The sequence below is a fragment of the Pandoraea oxalativorans genome (assembly GCF_000972785.3).
Lineage (GTDB): Bacteria > Pseudomonadota > Gammaproteobacteria > Burkholderiales > Burkholderiaceae > Pandoraea > Pandoraea oxalativorans.
Map to the genome: position 1 here is coordinate 5,018,792 of NZ_CP011253.3, position 20,539 is coordinate 5,039,330.

16 protein-coding genes and 2 pseudogenes are annotated in these 20,539 nt (G+C 63.2%); 9 read left to right on the forward strand and 9 right to left on the reverse strand.

Annotated elements, in window-relative coordinates; translation table 11 throughout:
* Positions 1-88: 88 nt before the first annotated feature.
* The 3 genes from MB84_RS22120 to MB84_RS22130 all read left to right on the forward strand — a co-directional run bounded on the left by MB84_RS22120 (position 89) and on the right by MB84_RS22130 (position 4,941).
* A complete protein-coding gene (locus MB84_RS22120) occupies positions 89-2,353 on the forward strand; it encodes a TonB-dependent receptor (RefSeq protein ID WP_046289910.1) in 2,265 nt (754 codons plus the stop codon).
* 243 nt (positions 2,354-2,596) lie between these two features.
* A complete protein-coding gene (locus MB84_RS22125) occupies positions 2,597-3,721 on the forward strand; it encodes a hypothetical protein (protein ID WP_046289911.1) in 1,125 nt (374 codons plus the stop codon).
* Positions 3,718-4,941: a trypsin-like serine peptidase gene (locus tag MB84_RS22130; RefSeq protein ID WP_084009929.1), complete on the forward strand. Its 1,224-nt coding sequence runs from the start codon at positions 3,718-3,720 to the stop codon at positions 4,939-4,941. The genes MB84_RS22125 and MB84_RS22130 overlap by 4 nt, the downstream gene beginning before the upstream one ends.
* On the opposite strand, the gene MB84_RS22135 is transcribed toward MB84_RS22130, so the two are convergent.
* Positions 4,942-5,847, reverse strand: a complete 906-nt coding sequence (locus tag MB84_RS22135; protein WP_046289913.1) for a pirin-like C-terminal cupin domain-containing protein — start codon at positions 5,845-5,847, stop codon at positions 4,942-4,944.
* A 43-nt stretch (positions 5,848-5,890) separates the two neighbouring features.
* Positions 5,891-6,490, reverse strand: coding sequence for an FMN-dependent NADH-azoreductase (locus MB84_RS22140; RefSeq protein WP_046289914.1), 600 nt, complete (start codon positions 6,488-6,490; stop codon positions 5,891-5,893).
* Positions 6,491-6,757: 267 nt separating this feature from the next.
* Between MB84_RS22140 and MB84_RS22145 the strand changes: the two genes are divergently transcribed.
* Positions 6,758-7,696 carry a LysR family transcriptional regulator gene (locus tag MB84_RS22145; RefSeq protein ID WP_046293146.1) on the forward strand — a complete coding sequence of 313 codons (939 nt, stop codon included), beginning with the start codon at positions 6,758-6,760 and terminating at the stop codon, positions 7,694-7,696.
* A 92-nt stretch (positions 7,697-7,788) separates the two neighbouring features.
* Here MB84_RS22145 and MB84_RS22150 read toward each other — a convergent pair whose 3' ends face one another.
* From MB84_RS22150 to MB84_RS22160, 3 genes are all read right to left on the reverse strand, one after another.
* A complete protein-coding gene (locus MB84_RS22150; protein WP_046289915.1) occupies positions 7,789-9,603 on the reverse strand; it encodes a M61 family metallopeptidase in 1,815 nt (604 codons plus the stop codon).
* A gap of 45 nt (positions 9,604-9,648) precedes the next feature.
* Positions 9,649-10,413, reverse strand: a complete 765-nt coding sequence (locus tag MB84_RS22155) for a DsbC family protein (RefSeq protein WP_046289916.1) — start codon at positions 10,411-10,413, stop codon at positions 9,649-9,651.
* Positions 10,414-10,499: 86 nt separating this feature from the next.
* Positions 10,500-11,687 carry a UbiH/UbiF family hydroxylase gene (locus tag MB84_RS22160; protein ID WP_046289917.1) on the reverse strand — a complete coding sequence of 396 codons (1,188 nt, stop codon included), beginning with the start codon at positions 11,685-11,687 and terminating at the stop codon, positions 10,500-10,502.
* A 192-nt stretch (positions 11,688-11,879) separates the two neighbouring features.
* On the opposite strand from MB84_RS22160, the pseudogene ypfJ reads away from it, so the two are divergent.
* Together ypfJ and ychF are read left to right on the forward strand one after the other, a co-directional pair.
* Positions 11,880-12,748, forward strand: a pseudogene (gene ypfJ, locus MB84_RS22165) (KPN_02809 family neutral zinc metallopeptidase).
* 197 nt (positions 12,749-12,945) lie between these two features.
* The gene (ychF, locus tag MB84_RS22170) at positions 12,946-14,040 is read left to right on the forward strand and encodes a redox-regulated ATPase YchF (protein WP_046289918.1); all 1,095 of its coding nucleotides are present in this window, start codon (positions 12,946-12,948) and stop codon (positions 14,038-14,040) included.
* Between the two features lie 78 nt (positions 14,041-14,118).
* Here the strand turns inward: ychF and MB84_RS22175 are convergent, their stop codons facing one another.
* The 3 genes from MB84_RS22175 to MB84_RS22185 all read right to left on the reverse strand — a co-directional run bounded on the left by MB84_RS22175 (position 14,119) and on the right by MB84_RS22185 (position 15,646).
* Positions 14,119-14,460 (reverse strand): type II toxin-antitoxin system RelE/ParE family toxin, encoded by a 342-nt coding sequence (locus MB84_RS22175; protein ID WP_046289919.1) that lies wholly within the window; start codon positions 14,458-14,460, stop codon positions 14,119-14,121.
* Positions 14,457-14,735: a type II toxin-antitoxin system Phd/YefM family antitoxin gene (locus MB84_RS22180; RefSeq protein ID WP_046293147.1), complete on the reverse strand. Its 279-nt coding sequence runs from the start codon at positions 14,733-14,735 to the stop codon at positions 14,457-14,459. The genes MB84_RS22175 and MB84_RS22180 overlap by 4 nt, the downstream gene beginning before the upstream one ends.
* A gap of 254 nt (positions 14,736-14,989) precedes the next feature.
* On the reverse strand, positions 14,990-15,646 hold the full coding sequence (locus MB84_RS22185; protein WP_046289920.1) for a GntR family transcriptional regulator: 657 nt from the start codon (positions 15,644-15,646) through the stop codon (positions 14,990-14,992).
* A gap of 70 nt (positions 15,647-15,716) precedes the next feature.
* Here MB84_RS22185 and MB84_RS22190 point away from each other — a divergent pair, with 70 nt between their 5' ends.
* The 3 genes from MB84_RS22190 (at position 15,717) to MB84_RS22200 (ending at position 20,084) form a co-directional block, all read left to right on the forward strand.
* Positions 15,717-17,222, forward strand: coding sequence for an SLC13 family permease (locus MB84_RS22190; RefSeq protein WP_052652680.1), 1,506 nt, complete (start codon positions 15,717-15,719; stop codon positions 17,220-17,222).
* Positions 17,223-17,538: 316 nt separating this feature from the next.
* On the forward strand, positions 17,539-18,867 hold the full coding sequence (locus MB84_RS22195; protein ID WP_046289921.1) for a glycosyltransferase family 87 protein: 1,329 nt from the start codon (positions 17,539-17,541) through the stop codon (positions 18,865-18,867).
* A gap of 5 nt (positions 18,868-18,872) precedes the next feature.
* Positions 18,873-20,084 (forward strand): glycosyltransferase family 2 protein, encoded by a 1,212-nt coding sequence (locus tag MB84_RS22200; protein WP_084009930.1) that lies wholly within the window; start codon positions 18,873-18,875, stop codon positions 20,082-20,084.
* Here MB84_RS22200 and MB84_RS31625 read toward each other — a convergent pair.
* A pseudogene (locus MB84_RS31625) lies at positions 20,029-20,502 on the reverse strand (GtrA family protein); the annotation flags it as partial. The gene MB84_RS22200 and the pseudogene MB84_RS31625 overlap by 56 nt on opposite strands.
* Positions 20,503-20,539: the final 37 nt, after the last annotated feature.

Here is a 20,539-nt window from a genome sequence, read left to right on the forward strand (position 1 = left end):
ATATCAGTCTCATTAACAAAAACTACTAAACCGTGCGTTACCTGGCCTGCGAAGTGTCCGAAGGTGGCGCCGCAGCTGGAACACACGTATGTCTACCGCCTTTCAGACGCGCGAGCGTCTGCTCGCCGTCGCCTGCGCCCTGGTCGTCGCTGGCAGCTTCGCCGCCCAGTCCGCTCACGCTCAAACGCCCGCCAACCCCACGAACCCCGGCGACGCCGCGCCGCAAGCCGCTGGCTCGACCAACGCCCCGACCGTCGCGCTGCCCACGACGCAGGTCAACGACAGCGCCGTGCCGTCGGCCATGCAGACCAAGACACTGCCGTCGTACAAGTTCGTCGCCCCGCTGCGCGACACGCCGCGCTCGATCACGGTCATTCCCGAAGAGCTGATCAAGCAGACGAACGCCACGACCTTCGCCGACGCGCTCAAGACCGTGCCCGGCATCACGTTCCTCGGTGGCGACGCTGCGGCAAACCCGTCGGCCGACCGTCCTGTGATTCGCGGCTTCGAATCGCGTAACTCGATCTTTGTGGACGGCATGCGCGACTCGGGCGTGCAGAATCGCGAGACGTTCGACATCGAGAACATCAGCGTCATCAAGGGTCCGGACTCGGTCTACGCCGGACGTGGCGCCGTGGGTGGCAGCATCGATATCACCACGAAGACACCGCGACTGGAAGACTTCACCAACGCGAGCTTCGGTCTCGGGACCAACAGCTACAAGCGTCTGACGATGGACGTGAACCGTCAGGTGAACGACCAGACCGCCGTGCGCCTGAACGTGATGGGTCACGACGCCGATCAGGCCGGTCGCAACAACATCTACAGCAAGCGCTGGGGTATCGCACCGTCGGTAGCGTTCGGCCTGAACAGCCCAACGACCGTCACGATCAGCTACTACCACCTGAATTCGTACGACATGCCGGACTTCAGCGCGCCGTTCCGCTCGGCGGGCGGCACGCCGGACGGCGGCTTCCAGCGCAATCAGTTCTATGGTCTGAACAATCGCGATTACCGTCGTGGTCAGACGGACACAGGCGAAATCAAGGTCGAACATCGCATCAACGACACATGGAAGTTCAAGAACACCACGATGGTCGGGCGCTCGACGCTCGATTACGTCGCCACGAACCCGCAGTTCCAGTCGGCCACGTCGAACATCATCTCGCTGCAAGCCAAGAGCGGTAAGTACGCCACCAACAGCATCGCCAATCAGACGGAACTGACCGGCAAGGCCACGCTGTTCGGCTTCGAGCACACGCTCACGACGGGTCTGGAGTTCAGCAACGAGCAAAGCCGTTACGAGGGCTATCTCGTCGCGGACAGCGCGGGCAACAACATCCGCTCGGGCGGTCCGTGCTCGGTCGCCTACAACTGCACGACCATCGGCAACTGGAACCCGGACAATCCGTGGACCGGTAGTCTCACGCTCAATGGCGACAAGGGTTTCCCGGGCGCTGCCACCAACACGCGCACGAACACCGCATCGGCCTATCTGTTCGACAGCGTGAAGCTCTCGGAGCGCTGGCTGCTCAATGCCGGTGCGCGCTTCGACCGCTTCGACGTGAGCGCCGTGCAAGCGGGCGCACCGGACCTTAACAACACCTCGAATCTGTTCAGCTTCCAGTTGGGTGTGGTCTACAAGGTATTGCCGTCGTTGAGCCTGTATGCGTCATACGGCACGTCGGCCAACCCGCCGGGCGCGAACAGCGGTCTGGGCGGCGGTACCGATCAGATCACGGCGACCAACAACAACCTCTCGCCCGAGCGCAGCCGCAACATCGAAGTCGGCGCGAAGTGGGACGTGATCGACCAGCGCCTGTCGCTGACCGCCGCGCTGTTCCAGACGGACAAGACGAACGCTCGCGTCTCCGACGGTCTGGGCGGCACGATCAACGCCGGTAGTCAGCGCGTGCGCGGTGCAGAACTCGGCTGGGCGGGCAATCTGACGAACCACTGGCGCGTGTTCGGCGGCTACTCGTACCTGAACGCGATCACGACCGACGCCGGTCCTGCCGCTGCGCCGGGCTCGAACGGTCTGCCAATGGTGATGGTGCCCAAGCACAACCTGACGCTTTGGACCGACTACGAGGTGATGCCGAAGCTCACGCTGGGCGCAGGCATGACGCTCTCGAGCCTGACCTACGCATCGGTGTCGTCCACCGTTCGCAAGTGGACGCCGGGTTACGCCCGCTTCGACGCGGTCGCCACGTACCGTGTGTCGCGCTCGGTCGATCTGCAACTGAACGTGCAGAACATCTTCGACAAGAAGTACTACGCCAGCGCGTACCCGATCTACGCCACGTGGGCACCGGGCCGTACCGCCATGCTGACGCTGAACTTCCATCAGTAAGCGCGTCGTTGTCAGTCCGCTCAGGTTGCTGATCGGGCTGACGCCACCTCGATTCGTTGTTACAGCGAATCCTGATTTCAAACACCCGACTCACACCGCCCGTTTCATTGTGTGCCCCCGATCTGCGTGACATGATGACGCCGCGCCGCAGACGGGACGCCATTCGAGCGTCCCCGCAACGCGTGAAAACCATCAGAAGACGTTCTTCATAACGCAGTTTGCCTATTCGTACGGGGGTTCGAGATGGCAAATCGGGGTGTCGCTGTCACCGCGTGTGCCAATGCCGCGCGGTCGTTCGTCATCGTTGTCGCCATCGCCGCACTCGCGGGATGTTCGGCGATTCAGTTCCGAAAAACAGAAACCTTGCAAAGCGCTGCCGATGGATTCGATGGCGCAGTGAAGGCGTCCGCGAGCGCGCTCGAGACGGAGCGTCAGGCACGTCCGCGCGCACGGCGTGCGGAGGCCGTCGAGTACTACGTCCGGACATTCCGAACCGCACCGAACGCGGACATCAATACGAAAAATGAACTCGGGTTCGCCCGCTTCGTTTGCGCCGGGGCCGATGACTTCGTTCGGGAACGCGCAGCTATGAGGTTTTCGGCTACGTATTCGACCGGTCTCAAGACGGTGCTAGCCCCCGGCGATGCTTCGATCGGTGGCCAATGGAAGCGCTTCCAAGAGGCGCGCCAACCGATTGAGGTTGCCAGTCTGCCCGACACGGTCGCACCGGAAGACGCGGTGCGAAAGTGCGCGGAGGACCTTGCGGTGAAACTCGGCACCTGGAAAGGCCGTAAGACGACAGACGGCGACCAGGAGACGCCGTTTGTCGCCATTCCGCTGGCCGTCGAAGCCTACAAGGCCATCATCGCGCTTGTTGAGACGGGAATGACGGCTTACAACGACATGGCCGCCAAGGAGCGCTTCGCGGATTATGTTCACGCCTACCACAAGGAATTCGACAAGGTGATGAACAACGACTTTCGCGCGAAGTCTCTTGAGAACGCGTGGACCAATCGCCAGATGGTCGCGCTGCAACGCCCGTTGGCCACCTTCCGCAAAATATTCGTCACGCCCGACGGCATCTCGGCCGCCGCCGACGACATTCGCATTCGTGAACTGGGCTTGCTGGCGAACGAACAACTCGCCGAATACGACGCGCTCAGCGCCAGCCCGTCGCCGGTCATCGTGCGCCAAAAGCTCATCGATGCGGAGGCTCAGCTCGTCACGCTGGTCGACGATAAGCACGTCCCGATTTCAGATCTCGTCGCGCTTTTCAACGAACTGAAAGCGGACTTCGAGAAGGCCAAGACCCAATATGCCGCCGCAGATGCTGCCGTGCGCGCCGTTCCGCAAGCGTGGAAGCAATGAGCCGACTTACCCACCTGATCGCCGCTTGCGTGCTAATGCTTGGGATCGGCCCGCACGCGCTCGCTCAATCTCCCGTTGCCAACATTTCACCTGAGGCCAAGTCGCAAGTGCTCGATGAAGCCCGCGCATCGGGTATCAAGAAGATACTGAATCGGCAGGATCGATTGTTGAAGCAAGAACAAGCTTCGCTCTTCGGCAAGAAGTCCGCTGAAGCCAAATCTCGCCTGTATATCATTGTGCAGACGCGCGAAAACATCGCCTCTGCCAATCAGCTGATCGACGGCAAACCGCCGACGTCGCCCGACAAGATCGTCACAGGCCTGGAAACCATCCTGAAGACCATGCGCCCGACATATGGCATTTGTTCCGGCGCCCCGATTCTCAATGGTCAGTTCAAAGATCCGGATGCGTGGAAGAACGCGATCGATCAGGTATCGAGCCCGATCGCTGCAGTAGCGCGCAGCGTCGGCGTCATCTTCACGTACAAGAACGAACAGGCGGTCGTTGGTCAGCCGGGAGCGACCGTTTTCGTTGTCGGAAAATCGCATGTCATGACGAATCGCCACGTCATTCAGGAATACGCATATATCGACGGTGCTGGTAAATGGCACATGAAGAAGGATAAGCTGGTGCTCAGAGTGTCATTCCCGTGGGAATACTCGAAGTGCCTCTCTCGTACGACCCCGCGCAATGTGCGCATCGTCGCAATCGAAGATGTCGGCAATCTGGACGACAAATACGCCGACTTCGCAATTCTTCGCACCGAAGACAATGCGCTACCACCGCCTGCCCCACTGGCGGACACTTACGATCTGGGAGAACAGGATCGTGTCGCGGTGATAGGGTATCCCGCACCTCCTTTGATGTGCGGCACGGCCTCCGGCGGCAAGCTCTGCACGAGCCTGAATAGTGAACAGATCAAGGCCGTCTTCGGGCTTCCCGATCAGTCCGTACCGTTCTCCGTCGAGCGATTTGCACCGGGCTACGTCATTCCCGGACCGATGCTGGACGAATCACAGTTCGCCTATGACGCGTCGACGTGGGAAGGCAACTCCGGTTCGCCCGTCATACGCCTATCGGATGGCAAGGTCGTCGGCCTGCATTTCGGGGGAGACAGCGAAAGTAACGACGACGAATCGTCGATGATCGGGATCGCCAACTACGCCATCAAAGTCCAGCGGATTCGACAGGCGCTTCTGAAGGCCAACGTAACGCAGTAACTACTCCGCCTCGTTACATGCAGGCGTGAGCACGCCCATCGATCCTTGCTGATAGCGGCGCGTGAGGGCGACCAGATCGGCTTCGTCGCGTGCGGCGAAGTTGCCGCGATAGACCACTGGGGCGTCCAGCGGTTCGCCGCCGACAAGCATCAGTCGTGCGCCGCTGCGTCCCGCCAGTTGCCACGTGCCGGGCGGCAACAACAATGCCTGAACGCTGCCTTCGGCGCGCAACGGGTGTCCGGCGAGCGCCGCATCACCCTGTGCGATCAACGCGATCCAACGGCGGCCGTCGCACGGAATGTCGAGGGTCCGAACCGCGTCGGCATGCCAGTCGAGTTGCAGCAATGTCGTGCAACCGCCTTCGTTGCGCGCCACCGCATGCTCAGCCCAGCGTCCGCAGACCAATGTCAGTTCGACGTCACCCTCGCGCCAGCGCGGCATCGACCCGGCGCGCACGACCGTCTGTACCGGTGCGCCGTGCGGATGCTGTCCCGCACGACTGACGACCATGCGCACGCCGCGCACCGAGGCGCATGCGTTGTCCGGCACGTCTTCATGCACCGTGCCGCAATTCGTTTCCAGCCAGAGCAGATCGCCGGGATGCAGCGTGTCGTCGCCACCGTGGGCGTGACGGCTGCGCAGCGAAGTCGTCGATTCGGGAAAGAGATACGTCGCCACCACACATCCGGCATGCGGATGCGGCGGAATACACGCGCCATGACGACGGAAGAGGTCGACCGACAGGAACGGGTCCGTGTGCTCGACCTGATCGAAAACACCCGCCCCCGCCGCAGCCGCACATCGGCCGGGACGGGAGACGGGAAGCACGCGCGGGATGGCGTTCGCACCGGCATGGGCGGCCGGACGTTTGGTCAGACGCGGATGCTGGGGCGTCGGATGGGCCATGGGGGAACCTGCGCGTGCGGGAGAGGCAACGGCGATTCGGCGATTACAGCGCAGCGATGGCTTCGCGAGCACCGGCGAATGCAGCAGCCGCCGATTCCGGACCACGGGCGAGGCCTTCGGCGTAGATGAACGTCACGTCCGTCATGCCGAGGAAGCCGAGAATCGTCTTGATGTACGGGGTCTGGCTGTCGGCCGGCGTGTCCTTGTAGTTGCCGCCGCGTGCGAACGCCACGATCACCTTCTTGCCCTGAATCAGGCCTTCCACGGTGCCGTCTTCACGATAACGGAAGGTCACGCGGGCACGGGCGATCCAGTCGAAGTACGCCTTGAGCTGCGTCGGCACCTGGAAGTTGTACAGCGGCACGCCGAAAACGATGGTGTCGGCGGACTGGATCTCGGCGATCAGCGCGTCGCTGCGAGCGATGATGGCCTTTTGTTCGTCCGAACGCTGCTCTTCCGGCGTGAAGAATGCGCCGATCACGGCTTCGTCGAGGTGCGGCACGCCATCGGCCAGCAGGTCACGCACAACGACCTTCGCGCCGGGATTCTTGGCGACGAGTTGGGCCACGGCTTCGTTAGCGAGCGTGGTCGAGTTGGCGCCTTGCGAGCGGGCGGCGGAATTGATTTGCAGAATGGTGGTCATGTCACTGGCTCCAGAGCCGGGGGTGTTCCCGAAAGTTCGTCAATCCGTTCGCGCCAGGTGCCCGTTCTGGGGTCGCCTTGAATTGCGCGTCGGCTTGGGATGAATTCTAGTTACCCCCAAAAATGAAACAAGCCGCTAAAATCGAATTGTTTGTTCCCATTTTGGAACAATGACGAAGCGCCGCAGGATCGGAGGGCAGCACCGCCGATTTCGCTGCATCATGGCGCGACCTCATACCGAATGACCGCGTCACAGGGAGCGCGCGCGATGATTGACGATCTGAATGACATGCTGATCTTCGCGGAGGTCGTGCGCTCGGGCAGCATCACGCGGGCCGGCGAGCGGCTCGATCTGCCCAAGGCGACCGTGAGTCGGCGTCTGTCGCGACTCGAAACGCGCCTCGGCACGAAGCTGCTCCACAAGACCACGCGCCGACTCGAACTGACGGAAGTCGGCGAGGCATATTACGAGCGATGCCTGCCGATCCTCGAAGAAGTGGAAGAGACGCGGGACTTTGCGTCGCAAATGTCGAGCAAACCCCGCGGACGTTTGCGCATCACCGCGCCGGCCGACTTCGCCACGCAATGGCTCGCCGTGCCGCTCGCGACCTTCTGCGCGGCCTTTCCCGAAATCACCGTCGACGTGGACCTGAGTTCGCGCCACGTCGATCTGATCGCCGAACGTGTCGACGTCGCCATTCGCGCCGGTCAGCTTTCCGACTCCACCCTGGTCGCGCGTCCGCTCCTTAAACTCACCCGCAGCCTTTACGCGAGCCCGCTTTATCTCAGCGCAACGGGGCTGCCGGGTAGCCCGGACGAACTGGACGGCCATCGCTTCATCATCCTGCAAGGGGCACGGCGTCTGTTCAATTCCGACACGCTGCACAAGGGCCGCCAACGCGTCGACATCACCATGCACGGGGCGATTCAGGCCAACAGCATGGGGATGGTCAAGGAGATGGCGCTCGCAGGCAGCGGCATTGCCGCGCTCACGGACATTCTGGCCGAAGACGCCCTTAAGTCCGGACGCCTCGTGAAGGTACTGCCCGAATGGTCGTTGCCCGAGAGCTCCGTCCATCTGGTCACGCCGTCACGCCGCTTCCTGCCGCGCAAGACGCAAGCGTTCATCGAGCACATGCTCGCGGTGGCGCGGACGTGTCCGGAGGAGAATCGCGACCCGTCGGTGCCGGGGCCGTTGCAAAGCTGATGCAGCACTGAGTGCTGCGTTGAAATCCCGCGCTCAGAACGAGCGCGGGATGATCGCAAGGAAGGAACGGTGAAGTGCGAACCGACGGCCGCTCAGGCCGTCAGCCACTTCTCGCGTCGCTGCGCAGCGGCGCGATCGCGTGTTTCGGTAATGCGGTACTGCGACACCTCAGGCGCATCGAGCGTGAGCGACGTCTCACGCAGCTCGTCGCGGCGGAAGGCGTGCAGCGTCACCCGGTCGCCCGGACGATAGCGCTCGAGCAGCTTGTCGAGATTGCCCGAGGTCACACGCAAGCCGTCGATGGCGACCAGCGAGTCGCCCGCCGACAGACCGGCGGCTTGTGCCGCACCGCCGTCGAGCACCTGTGCCAGCGTGACTTCATCGCCGCGCTTGGCGGTCTTCACGCCCATGGCCGGACGACCGTTCTCCGGCGTCACCGGTTCGAGCGTCAGACCGACACGCTCGAGCAGCGTCGCCAGCGGCAAGTCGCGCGTGCCATTGATCGCCGTCGCGAAAAACGCCGACAGGTCGAGCCCCGAAACCGCTTCGAAGAATGGCTGAACGGCGTCTTCCGCAATCCCTTCGGGCGCGCCGCGATAGAAGTCGCGACCGTAGCGCTGCCACAGCGCGCGCATCACATCGTCGAGCGACTTCTGGCCGCGCGTCTGCGCACGAATCGTCAGATCCAGCGCGAGCGCCACGAGCGAGCCCTTCGTGTAATAGCTGACGATGGCGTTCGGCGCGTTCTCGTCCTGACGGTAGTACTTCGTCCACGCGTCGAACGAACTCTCGGCGACGGTCTGCTTAAGACGGCCGCTGCCGCGCAGCACGTTCGCTACCGTCTTCGCCACGAGTTCGTAATAGTCCTTCGGCGCAATCACGCCGCTGCGCACGAGCATCAGATCGTCGTAATACGACGTGAAGCCCTCGAACAGCCACAGCAGGCGCGTGTAATTCTCCTGATCCAGCGTATACGGCGCGAACGCCGCAGGCTTGATGCGCTTGACGTTCCACGTGTGGAAGTACTCGTGGCTCACCAGTCCGAGGAAGCCGCGATAGGCGTCGCTCATGCGCGCCTGTCCCTGCACCGGCAGGTCGTTACGGCTCGCAAGCAGTGCGGTCGATGCGCGATGCTCCAGACCGCCGTAGCCGTCGCCGACCGTCATGAGCAGGAAGACGTAGCGCGACATCGGCACGCGCGAGCGCGAACTGGCCCCCGGCTCGAACAAACGGATCTGCGCCTCGCAGATCTTCTTCATGTCGCGCAGCAGACGATCCAGATCAAGATTCGGCACCGGCCCGGTGATGGCGACTTCGTGCGTCACACCACAGGCCTTGAACGTGCCGTGCACGAACGTCCCCATCTCGACCGGCGAATCGATGAGTTCGTCGTAATCGACAGCCAGATAGCGCCCGAAATCGAGCGCCGCCGTGCCTTGCGCAGGTTCCAGCGCAGTAGCGACGCGCCACGCCTTGAACGCAGCGCCGCGCGGACGCAGCACGTCGATCTCGCACGGGGCGTGTTCCTGCCCCTGCACGCGCAGGAACACGCTGGTGCCGTTGAAGAAGCCGTGCGTGTCGTCCAGATGCGCGGCGCGCACCGACAGATCCCACGCGTACACGTCATACGTCACGATCAGCGTGCCCTTGCACGGCGCGGCCTGCCACGTGTGCTTGTCGAGCTTGTCGAGCGCGATCTTGCGACCCCGGCACGTCGCGCCGATGGTCACGATGTTGCGGGCGAACTCGCGCACCATGTAGCTGCCCGGAATCCACGCCGGCAGCGTGAAACGCTGGCCTTCGGGCGCAGGATTCGAGACCGTGACGGTCACTTCGAACAAATGGGCGGCGGGCGACTTCGGAACGATCGCGTACCGAACGGCGATGGGTGCAGACGTGGCTTTCATGAGAGGGCGGCTTCTTGTTCTCGGAGGGGGCGAGCGGACGGTAACTTACTTGACCGTCGCGAGCGCCTTTTCCAGTTCTTCGGCGGGCACGGCACCCGGCAGACGACGTCCATCGGACAGGATAATCGTCGGCGTTCCGGTGATGTTGAGCTGATGACCCAGCGCGAAGTTGTCCTTGACGGGCTTGTCGTCGCACTTGGCCGTCGGGGTCGGCGGGGCCTTCTTGTCGAGCATCCAGTCGTGCCATGCCTTGAGCTGATCGGGCGCGCACCAGATGGCCTTCGACTTGGCATCCGAATCCGGGCCGAGCACCGGGTACAGGAAGGTATAGACGGTGATGTTGTCGATCTTCGAGCTCTTGAGCGTTTCTTCGAAGCGCTTGCAGTACGGGCAGTTCGGATCGGAGAAGACCGCGATCTTGCGGCTACCGTTGCCCTTCACGTACTTGAACGCGCGATCGAACGGCAGCTTGGCGAAGTCGACCTTGTTGAGTTCCGATTGACGCGCTTCGGTCAGGTTCTGACGCGTTTTCGTGTCGACCAGATTGCCGCCGAGAATCACGTACTGTGCCTTCTCGTCCGCATAAAGGATCTCGCCGCCGACCGATACTTCGAAGAGGCCGGGAATCGGCGTGCGCGCCACTGCTTTGACTGGCGCATCGGCGCCGAGCGTCTTCTGCACGGCGGCCTTCACGCGGTCGAGGGTTGCGTCGGGCTTGTTTTGCGCGACGGCAGACGTCGTGAAGGTGGCTGCGCAGACTGCGGCGAGAACCCATCCGGCGGACGCCGCGGCGCGATAACGTTGCAACATCGAAAATCTCCAGAAATGTGACGAGCGGGAGGCGCGACCGGCTGACCTTGCCTGTAGCAGGGTTGCCGGCGCTTGCGCCGTAGGGGTCAGCCCAGGGCGCGGCCGATCAGGAATTTCTTGACGAAAGGCAGCATGTTCACGCCGTCGAGGCCCGCGTTGCGAACGAACTTCGCGAGCGGGCTGCTCGTCGAGAACAGCTTATGCAAGCCGTCCGTCGTGAACGCCATGCTGCCGATGTCTTCCTTGCGAGCGCGCTCGTAACGACGTAGCACCGCAGCGTCGCCACAGTCGCGGAACGATTCGCGCCCGGCGAGCGCATCGCCGAGCGACGCCACGTCGCGCAAACCGAGGTTCATGCCCTGTCCTGCGAGCGGATGCACCACATGCGCCGCGTCGCCGATCAGTGCCACGCGCTGCGCGATCAGACGCCTGGCTTGCGCCAGTACAAGCGGAAAACCCTGAGCGCGCGCTGAGACAGGCGTCAACTGACCAAGTTCACCGTTCGAGAACGTTCCGACGCGCTGTGCGAGTTCTTTGGGATCAAGCGCAAGCAGATGCTTCGCATGATCGTCGGCAGCGGACCAGACCAGCGAGACGCGCTGATCGGGCAGCGGCAGCAACGCGACGATTTCGCCGTCATGGAACCACTGGAATGCGGTATCGCGATGCGGACGTTCCGCGCGGAAGTTGCACACGACGCCCAGTTGCTCGTAGGGATGCACCGTGCCGTCGAGGCCTTCCGTGCTGCGCACCCACGAGTGCGCGCCATCGGCACCGACCACCAGCGAGGCCCGCAGCGTCTTGCCGTCCGACAGGCGCACCGATGCGGCGGCCGCGTCGACTTCGAGCGATTCGGCGCGAGCGTCCAGCCATTGCACTTGCGGGGAGAAACGCAGGGCCGCGTCCAGCGCGCGCTCCAGATTCGACGACTCGGCAATCCAGGCGAGTTGCGGCACCGCAGCCTGATAGGCGGAGAAATGCAGACTGCCGCGCTCGTCGCCGAACACTTCCATGTCATAGACGGGATTGACGCGTGCCGGATCGACGGCCTGCCAAACGCGCATGCGCTCGAAGAGCGCTTGCGAACTGGACGACAGCGAATAGATGCGGGCATCCCACATGTCACCGCCCGTCGGGGCGGGGGCTGCGGGTTGCGCGAGCAGCGCGACGGACAGGCGCGCCTGCGAAAGAAGCAAGGCGGCGGCCTTTCCGACCAGACCGCCACCGACGACGACGACATCGTGCGTCTGGCTGGAGGAATGCGTTTGAGACATGCGGCAAATGCAGCGCCAGCGCCTGAATCGCGCAAGACGGCTGGTTCCGAAATTGAGATGGCGTATTGTCGCACGCCCGCCGCAGGCGTGACGTCCTGCCTCGCCCACGCCGCTGGGACACAGCGTCGCACTCCGTTGGCGGGCGCTATACTTCCGCGCATAGCGGTAACGAGATTACATAGGGAGCTTCCGATGCGCCTCGACAACGAACAAGAAAGCCAGAACGTCGAAGACCGCCGAGGTGGCGGATTCGGTGGACGTACCACCATCGGCATCGGCACGATCGTGGTTGCGCTCGCCGCCTCATACTTCTTCGGGATCGACCCGCGCGTCATCATTCAGGGTTCGCAGATGATTCAGGGGCAGACGCAGTCTCAGCCCCAATCCGCGCCCACGCAGGCGCAGATCAACGACCCGAAGGCCGTTTTCACCCGCAAGGTGCTCGGCAACATCGAGCGCACCTGGACGACGGTCTTCCCGCAGCAGATTAACCGTCAGTACGTGCCGCCGAAGCTGGTGCTGTTCTCGGGCGCGACGCCTACGGCGTGCGGCACCGGCCAGACCGCGATGGGCCCGTTCTACTGCCCGGGCGACAGCAAGGTGTACATCGACTTGCAGTTCTACGACGAACTGCGGCAACGTTTCGGCGCTGGCGGCGATTTCGCGCAGGCGTACGTCATCGCGCACGAAGTCGGCCATCACATCCAGAATCTGCTCGGCATCTCCCAGAAGTTCGACGAGACGCGCCGCCGAGTCAGCGAGGCGCAAGCCAATGCGCTGTCGGTGCGGCTGGAATTGCAGGCGGACTGCTTCGCGGGCGTCTGGGCGGCCAATGCGGCCAGGGCGAACGACCAGTTGCTTGAGCCGGGCGACGTCGAGCAAGGCCTGAAAGCGGCGGCCGCCATTGGCGACGACCGTCTGCAACAGCAATCGCAGGGACGCGTGGTGCCCGAGTCGTTCACCCACGGCACGAGCGCTCAGCGGGTGTACTGGCTGCGTCAGGGCTGCAAACGGGCGACATGCGCAAGTGCGACACGTTTTCGGCCAAGCAACTGAGCTGAACCGGGCCGGCTGGCGCGACGTCGACGTCAGGTGCGAAGGCTTCTGCTGCGGCAAGCGTCCTGTTCAGGCGCTTTTGGCGGCAGAACGGGTACAATAGCGGACTTTCCGCGACGCAATCGCTGGCCGCATTGGCTAGTTGGCCACCATCCCCAGTGCATTCGACGGCGCGCACTTACCAAGCCAGACAGGATTTAGCATGAGCCTCAAATGCGGCATCGTCGGTTTGCCCAACGTCGGCAAGTCGACCCTTTTCAACGCGCTGACCAAAGCGGGCATTGCGGCCGAAAACTACCCGTTCTGCACCATCGAGCCGAACGTCGGCGTGGTGGAAGTGCCGGACCCGCGTCTGGGCAAGCTCGCCGAGATCGTGAAGCCCGAGCGCATCATGCCGGCGACGGTCGAATTCGTGGACATCGCCGGTCTGGTGGCCGGTGCCTCGAAGGGTGAAGGTCTGGGCAACCAGTTCCTCGCCAACATCCGCGAAACGGACGCCATCACGCACGTCGTGCGCTGCTTCGAAGACGAAAACGTCATTCACGTCGCAGGCAAGGTGAATCCGATTTCGGACATCGAAGTCATTAACACCGAACTGGCGCTGGCCGATCTGGGCACCGTCGAGAAGGCGCTGCAACGCTATACGAAGGCAGCCAAATCGGGCAATGACAAGGAAGCGGCAAAGCTGGTGGCCGTGCTGGAAAAGATCGTGCCGGTGCTGAACGAAGCACGTCCGGTGCGCTCGCTCAAGCTCTCCGACGACGAACTGGCGCTCATCAAGCCGTTCTGCCTGATCACGGCCAAGCCGACGATGTACGTCGCGAACGTGAAGGACGACGGCTTCGAGAACAACCCGCATCTGGAAGCGGTGCGCAAGTACGCCGAAGCCGAGAACGCGCCGGTCGTGGCGGTGTGCGCTGCCATCGAAGCGGAAATCGGGGACATGGACGATGCCGACAAGGCCGAGTTCCTGGCCGACATGGGCATGGACGAGCCGGGCCTCGACCGCGTGATTCGCGCGGGCTTCAAGCTGCTGGGCTTGCAAACGTACTTCACGGCAGGTGTGAAGGAAGTGCGCGCCTGGACGATCCACGTGGGCGACGCCGCGCCGCAAGCGGCCGGCGTGATCCACACCGACTTCGAGCGCGGCTTCATCCGCGCACAGACCATCGCCTTCGACGACTACATCCAGTACAAGGGCGAACAAGGCGCGAAGGAAGCGGGCAAGATGCGCGCCGAAGGCAAGGAATACGTCGTGCACGACGGCGACGTGATGAACTTCCTGTTCAACGTCTGACGCCAGCGTCTGCCAAACGACAAACACCCCAGCCGATGTGCTGGGGTGTTTTGTTTTGGGCGTTGGAATGGGTAGCCGCTAACGCGTTAAAAGCCGCGTTTCAAGAACGGTTTGCATATCGCGCCTGCCATCGGCAATCAGGTCGATGATGACCTGCTTCCCAAGGACCCGGTAGATAACGCGATACGGCTTGAACGCCACCTGTCGGTACTCCCGGATGCCTAGCGAACTGAGTTCTCTGGGGTAATTACCGCGCTCAGGCCATCGCTCCAGGCCTGACACAGCCTCCATCAACTGATCCAAAACGTAGTCGACGTTTTGCTGACAATCGAATTCTGCGATGTAGTCGTAAATCCCTTCAAGATCACCTTCGGCACCGTCGGTCAACAACACTTCGTACTTGACCACGATTTTCGTCACTCCCCAGCTTTTCGCTTCTTGCGAAGACGAGCGACGACATCCGCGACCGGTTTGACTTTGCCCGCCGCCACATCCTGTTTGCCGAGGGCCAGCAATTTCAGCAGAGCCAAAGCCTCCTGCGTTTCCTCGTACGAAGCCACGTCTTGCAACACAGCCTTGGCCTCACCGTTTTGCGTGATCACCAGCGGGGTGCGTTGCTCCGCGATCGTCGCCAATACCTCGGCGGCATTGGCTTTCAAGTAACTAATCGGCTTTACCTGTGTGGAGTAACGCATGTCCATATGTCCATTTTCCCAGTTAGGACCGAATATAGTCCTTTTATGGTCCCATCTCAATGCCGGGACACTTTAGCGAGAGGGAGTATGGGATGACAGGAACCAATAGCGTCAGATGGGTTTGCTCGGCATCTTCATAGCCGTCCTATAGCTCCTTGAATGTAGGCCTGTTTCTGCGAGAAGCCTCACCGCATGGTCGCAGAATTATCGGAAGTCGCTCGGCGTTGCCGGCGCAACGACAAGCTGGCGACCCGTCATCCATCCCACCCTTCGCGGATGATGCGCGCGATCTGTTCTCCCGTCGCGCGGTTGTGGGCCTGCACCAGCGCGACGGCGCCGGCATCGTCGCCCGCCTCGCACAGACGCAGCAACTCGCGGTGCTCGTCGTGCGAGCGCGTCGCGTTGTCCTGCTTCTGCCACGTCAGGAACAGATAGCGACCGAGATTGAGTCGTGCCGTCGCCACCGCTCGTTGGAAGTACGGACGCTCCGCTTTCGCGTACAGCATGCCGTGGAAGGCCGCGTTACGCGTGACGATGTCCGTCAGTTCGGTGGCGGCCTCCAAGGCGTCCAGCGCAGCCCGCGCCCGCGCCAGATCCGCGCGCGACAGATTCGGCATTGCCAGCGCCATCAGACGTCCTTCCAACAACGCACGAAAGTCGGCCAATTCAAGTGCGTCGTCTTCCGTGAGCGCCGACACGGTCGTGCCGCGATTCGTCCGGCTTGTGGCCAGCCCGTCCGACGCGAGCATCGTCAGCGCCTCGCGCACCGGCACGTGGCTCACCCCGAGCGCCGCCGCGAGATGGTCCTGACGCAACGCCTCGCCTGGCTTCAACTCGCCGCGTCCGATCTGTTCCCGCAACGCCTCGTAAGTCCGCTCGACCGCCGTTCCCGTGCCCGCTTCCTGGCGCATTAATTGGCTCCCTCGGTTAACTATATATAATTAAGACGAATTATATATTATCTGACGACAGGTAACGCCCATGACTTCTGCCACGCCCTCCCCAACACCCGACCCGCCCGACCTCGCGCCCCCGATAGCACCGCCCACCGGCCCCTCGAAGGCCGCAGCCTCGGCATCGGATGCCCTCCACCCCAGCCATCTCTGGCGACATGGACTGCTGGCGTCGATCAGTGCGTCCGCCGGGTTCGCGCTGTACATCGCCGGGCTGCGTGGCGACACACTCGCCGTAGCCGTCGTGGTTCTGCTCTGTCTGAGCTACTGGGCGACGGGCTGGTTGCCGGACTTCCTCGTCTCGCTTCTGTTGATGTTCCTGCTGGCCACATGCACCTCGCTCGGCGCGACGGTCGTCTTCTCGGGTTTCACGTCGAGCGCGTTCTGGCTGGTCTTCAGCGGTGCGGTCATCGGCATGGCGCTGAGCGTCACGGGGCTTGGCGAACGGGTCGCCTCCCGGCTTGCCGATCACTGCGGTCATGCGTACGGTCTCGCGCTCATGGGGTTCGCCGCCATCGCGTTCGCGCTCGGTATCGGCATGCCCTCGACGCTCGGGCGCATCGCCATTCTCACCCCCATCGTGCTGAGCTTTTGCGACCGCGTCGGCCTCGTGCAAGGCCGCCCGGGACGCACCGGTCTGATGCTCGCCACCGCGCTCGCCAGTTGCGAGTTGTCGACGGCGATCCTTCCGGCCAACCTGCCCAACCTCGTCATGGCGGGCACGGCCGAAACCGTGCTCGGTCTACGTCTCGGCTATGGCGAATACGCCGTGGCGTTGGTGCCTACGCTGGCCATCGTGCGAGGCGTCGTACTCGTGATCGTCGCGAGACGCCTCTTCCCGGACCGTCTGACAATGCGCGGTGGCGAGCGCGCGGACGCTTCAACCGCGATGAACACCGCGATGCGCCCCGACGAAAAGCGTCTGCTCGGCGCACTCGCGTTGATGCTCACGCTGTGGCTCACCGAACCGTGGCATCACATCGCTGCGGGCTGGGTGGGCCTTGGCGTGGCGCTGCTGTGCCTTGGACCGCTGCGACTGGTGAATCCGGACGCTTTTCTGGAACAGGTCAAACTCGCCCCGCTATGGTTCGTCGCGGCGATCATCGGACTGACGGCCGCGGTCGATCATGCCGGGCTGGCCAGCGCCTTGCGACCGGCGTTGGCGCGACTCGATCTGGCGCAGATGTCGACGATGCCCGCCTTTCTGATACTGGTTGCGCTATCGATTGCGCTGACCTTTCTTGTCACCTCGAACGCAGCACCGGCGCTCTACACCCCCCTCGTCCCGGCGCTCGCGCTGGGTGCACCGTTGAGCGTGAAGGCCGTGTTGCTCGCACAGACCGTCGGCATTTCAACCATCGCGCTGCCGTATCAAGCGCCGCCCCTTGTGTTGGCGATGGCGCTGGCGGGCGTCGGCATTCGAGATGCCACGCGCTATTGCCTGGCGAGCGCCGCCGTCGCGCTGCTCACCGTTGTGCCGCTCACCGCACTGTGGTGGCAGATCGCCGGATTGCTGCATCGCGCGGCACCCTGATGAGCCGAAGGCATTCGGCACGCCAAACGTTCCGAAGCTATATTTCAAACGCCAGTTTTTGACATCCCCGCCGAGATACCATCGGACGTACGCTGAATAAGGCGGCCGTCGTCGCTATTGCGGTTAGTGCGCATTGATTCTTTCGGAGAACGGCTCGTCTAATATGGAATCGTTCCTGCTGGCGCGCCGATATCGCTTGAAGTTCAAAACAATGTGCGCGCCACGTCACCGAACGACATCGCCGTCATGAAGAAGTAAAACGAGTACAAGCGCAACAGAGCAACGCCGTTTCATGCAGCCAGGGGGAGGACCTTGCATGACATCGAAGCCGTCCGCCGTCGCTAACGTCACACGCAGCGCCCCACGCACGCGCCGCCACTGGTCGGAAGACCCGGCGCGCATTCGTCTTTACAGCGTGGCGGCCATCGTGCTCGCGCTCGCCGTGCTCGGCATCTGGGGATACCGCTATGCATGGAGCGCGACCCCGACCATCAGCCCCATCGGGCTCGACTTCCTGCCGTTCTGGGGCGCGTCGCACTTCGTGTTGCAAGGGCATGCGCTCGATGCCTACAACGTCGATCTGATGACGCAGGTGCAGATTGCCGAGCAACCCTGGGCGGACAAGATCGGCGGCGTCCTGCCGTGGCTCTACCCGCCGGTCGTGATGGTGTTTCTCGCGCCCATTGCGCTGCTGCCGTTCACCTACGCTTACACGTTGTACGCCTGCGTCGGCCTCGGGCTCTACTACGCCGCATTGCGACGCACCGCCCCGTGGCCGGGCGCGCGCTTGCCCGTTCTCGGCTTCCCCGGCGTGCTGCTGGTGATCATCGCCGGACAGATCGCGCTTTACACCACCGCACTCGCAGGCGTCGCGCTGGTCATGATGCGCAAACGCCCGGTGTGGGCCGGTGTGTTCGCGGGCCTGCTCTTCGTCAAGCCGCATGTCGCCCTGCTCTTCCCGCTGGCGTTCCTCTGCGCCCGCGAGTGGCGCGCGCTCGGCGCATGCATTGCGACGGTGATCGGCACGACGGTGCTGGCTGCGGCGGTCTTCGGCATCGATGTCTACACGACCTTCCTGCACGCCTCGGCGTTCGCGCGGCAGAGCATCGTCAACGGAACGGCGCAGATCGCGCGCGTGCCGACGTTCTTCATCACGGCACGGATGCTCGGCGCGTCCGTCGAAGTGGCGACTATCGTGCACGGCGTCATGGCGTTGTGCGCGGTCGCGGTGCTGATCGACTTCTGGCGGCGTCCGGGCGTCTTTGCCCTGCGCGCGGCAACGCTCGTGTGCGCAACGACGCTCGTCAGTCCTTACCTCTACGACTACGACCTCACGCTGCTCGCGCTTGTCATCGCATGGTACGTGCGCGACGGCATTGCGCGCGGCTGGCTGCGTGGCGAGCGCGAGTGGCTCGTGCTGTTGTGGATCACGCCCGCGCTCGGCCTGCTCGGCTCGTTGCAGATCGGCTTCCAGTTCCTGCCGTTCATCACGCTCGGCACCCTCGCGATGCTGTGGCGACGCCGCCGTCGCCTCGCCCATGTGCCTGAGGTTCATCAGGCCGACGACGCGAAAACGTCGGGAGACGACCATCCCGCCACCGCCCGCGCGCTCCGCACGGACACGACACCAGCGTTCACGAGGTAATCGCCATGCCCCGCGCAGCCGCTCCCCGTAACGACATCTCCCATTCGCCGACCGCGCATCGCGGGCCATCGGGCACATCAGCCACCGCAGCCTCATCAGGCACGCCACTCATCTCGCTCGTCGTGCCGTGCCACAACGAAGCCCCTGCGCTCGACAAGTTCTACCGGGCCGTCTCCGCTGCCCTCGACAGCGTCCCCGACGCGCGCTTCGAGATCGTGTGCGTAAACGACGGCAGCACCGACGACACACTCAGTTGCCTGCTTGCCTTGCGACGCGCCGACGCACGCATCCGCATCATCGACTTCACGCGCAACTTCGGTAAGGAAGCGGCCTTGAGCGCAGGCATAGACGAAGCACAAGGCGATGCCGTCATCCCCATCGACGCCGACCTTCAGGACCCGCCCGCCCTCATCCCGGTGATGATCGAACGCTGGCGCGACGGTGCGGAGGTCGTCCTCGCCAAGCGGACCAATCGCGCTAGCGACACCGTCGCCAAACGCGTGGCGGCGGGGTTGTATTACCGCGTTCATAACCGGTTGTCGGAAGTGAAGTTGCCGGAGAACGTGGGCGATTTCCGGTTGATGGACCGGCGCGTCGTGACTGCCATCAAGCGACTGCCCGAGCGCCGCCGCTTCATGAAAGGGCTGTTCGCGTGGGTCGGTTTTCACACGGAAATCGTGGAGTACGTGCGCGAACCTCGCGCCGCTGGCGAGTCGAAGTTCTCCGGATGGCGGCTGTGGAATTTCGCGCTCGAAGGCATTACCAGCTTCAGCACGGTGCCGTTGCGATGCTGGACGTACATCGGCGTTTCGCTGGCGCTGATGTCGCTCGCGTACGGCAGCTATATCGTGATTCGCACGTTGTTGCACGGCATCGACGTGCCGGGCTACGCGTCGTTGCTCGTCGGCATCTTGTTTCTCGGCGGCATTCAGCTGGTCGGCATCGGCGTCATCGGCGAATACGTGGGACGTATCTACTACGAATCGAAGGGACGACCGCTCTATCTCGTGCGCCGACGCTATCAATCCAGCGTCAAGGTCAGTCACTTGCCTGCGCGCACGGGCGTGCGCCACATCTCCGGCAAGATCACGCGCCTCGATACGTCCAGTACCGGTGAAGCAGGAAAGTCGTCGGTGGCACAGTCAGCACCACGGCCGCGATTCCGATCCAGTGGTTCCCGCCAAGGTGCTCGACCGTTCGTGCGACGCATGTCGTAAGCAGCAGGCCGAAGAGCGACACCGGAAGAAAACGCGCGAGACTCGTGCGATGCACGCGTGCCGAAAAGCTCCATAACGTATTGAGCAGATAGGAGCACGGCGTCGCCACGCAAAATGCCACGGCGTTCGCGGGCACCGAACCTACGCCGAACGCTTCGATAAGCGTGATCGCCACGAACACGTGCACCGCCGTCGAAATCATCCCCGAGACACCGAAACGCATCAGCGGCACGAGCAGCGTGCGTATGAGGGGCGACGCACGCCAGCGCCGGGCGCGCGTGGTGGGCGCTTGCCTGTCGGAAGATGTCTGACGCAAATCCGGCATCGGGACTGACTCGCTGAGGAAGACGACGAAATCGGTTCGCCTGACAATACCGGCACACGCGCATCGGGTTGCGAAAAGCTTGCACTGCAACATCGGCGCAGGCGCCCGTCAGGGTTGGACGATTAAGAAT

Coding starts and splice junctions, on each gene's coding strand:
- MB84_RS22160 (WP_046289917.1), bottom strand. CDS start 11,687: ATGTCTCAAACGCATTCCTCCAGCCAGACGCACGATGTCGTCGTCGTC.
- MB84_RS22125 (WP_046289911.1), top strand. CDS start 2,597: ATGGCAAATCGGGGTGTCGCTGTCACCGCGTGTGCCAATGCCGCGCGG.
- MB84_RS22140 (WP_046289914.1), bottom strand. CDS start 6,490: ATGACCACCATTCTGCAAATCAATTCCGCCGCCCGCTCGCAAGGCGCC.
- ychF (WP_046289918.1), top strand. CDS start 12,946: ATGAGCCTCAAATGCGGCATCGTCGGTTTGCCCAACGTCGGCAAGTCG.
- MB84_RS22135 (WP_046289913.1), bottom strand. CDS start 5,847: ATGGCCCATCCGACGCCCCAGCATCCGCGTCTGACCAAACGTCCGGCC.
- MB84_RS22155 (WP_046289916.1), bottom strand. CDS start 10,413: ATGTTGCAACGTTATCGCGCCGCGGCGTCCGCCGGATGGGTTCTCGCC.
- MB84_RS22145 (WP_046293146.1), top strand. CDS start 6,758: ATGATTGACGATCTGAATGACATGCTGATCTTCGCGGAGGTCGTGCGC.
- MB84_RS22190 (WP_052652680.1), top strand. CDS start 15,717: ATGACTTCTGCCACGCCCTCCCCAACACCCGACCCGCCCGACCTCGCG.
- MB84_RS22120 (WP_046289910.1), top strand. CDS start 89: ATGTCTACCGCCTTTCAGACGCGCGAGCGTCTGCTCGCCGTCGCCTGC.
- MB84_RS22130 (WP_084009929.1), top strand. CDS start 3,718: ATGAGCCGACTTACCCACCTGATCGCCGCTTGCGTGCTAATGCTTGGG.
- MB84_RS22180 (WP_046293147.1), bottom strand. CDS start 14,735: ATGCGTTACTCCACACAGGTAAAGCCGATTAGTTACTTGAAAGCCAAT.
- MB84_RS22195 (WP_046289921.1), top strand. CDS start 17,539: ATGACATCGAAGCCGTCCGCCGTCGCTAACGTCACACGCAGCGCCCCA.
- MB84_RS22185 (WP_046289920.1), bottom strand. CDS start 15,646: ATGCGCCAGGAAGCGGGCACGGGAACGGCGGTCGAGCGGACTTACGAG.
- MB84_RS22200 (WP_084009930.1), top strand. CDS start 18,873: ATGCCCCGCGCAGCCGCTCCCCGTAACGACATCTCCCATTCGCCGACC.
- MB84_RS22150 (WP_046289915.1), bottom strand. CDS start 9,603: ATGAAAGCCACGTCTGCACCCATCGCCGTTCGGTACGCGATCGTTCCG.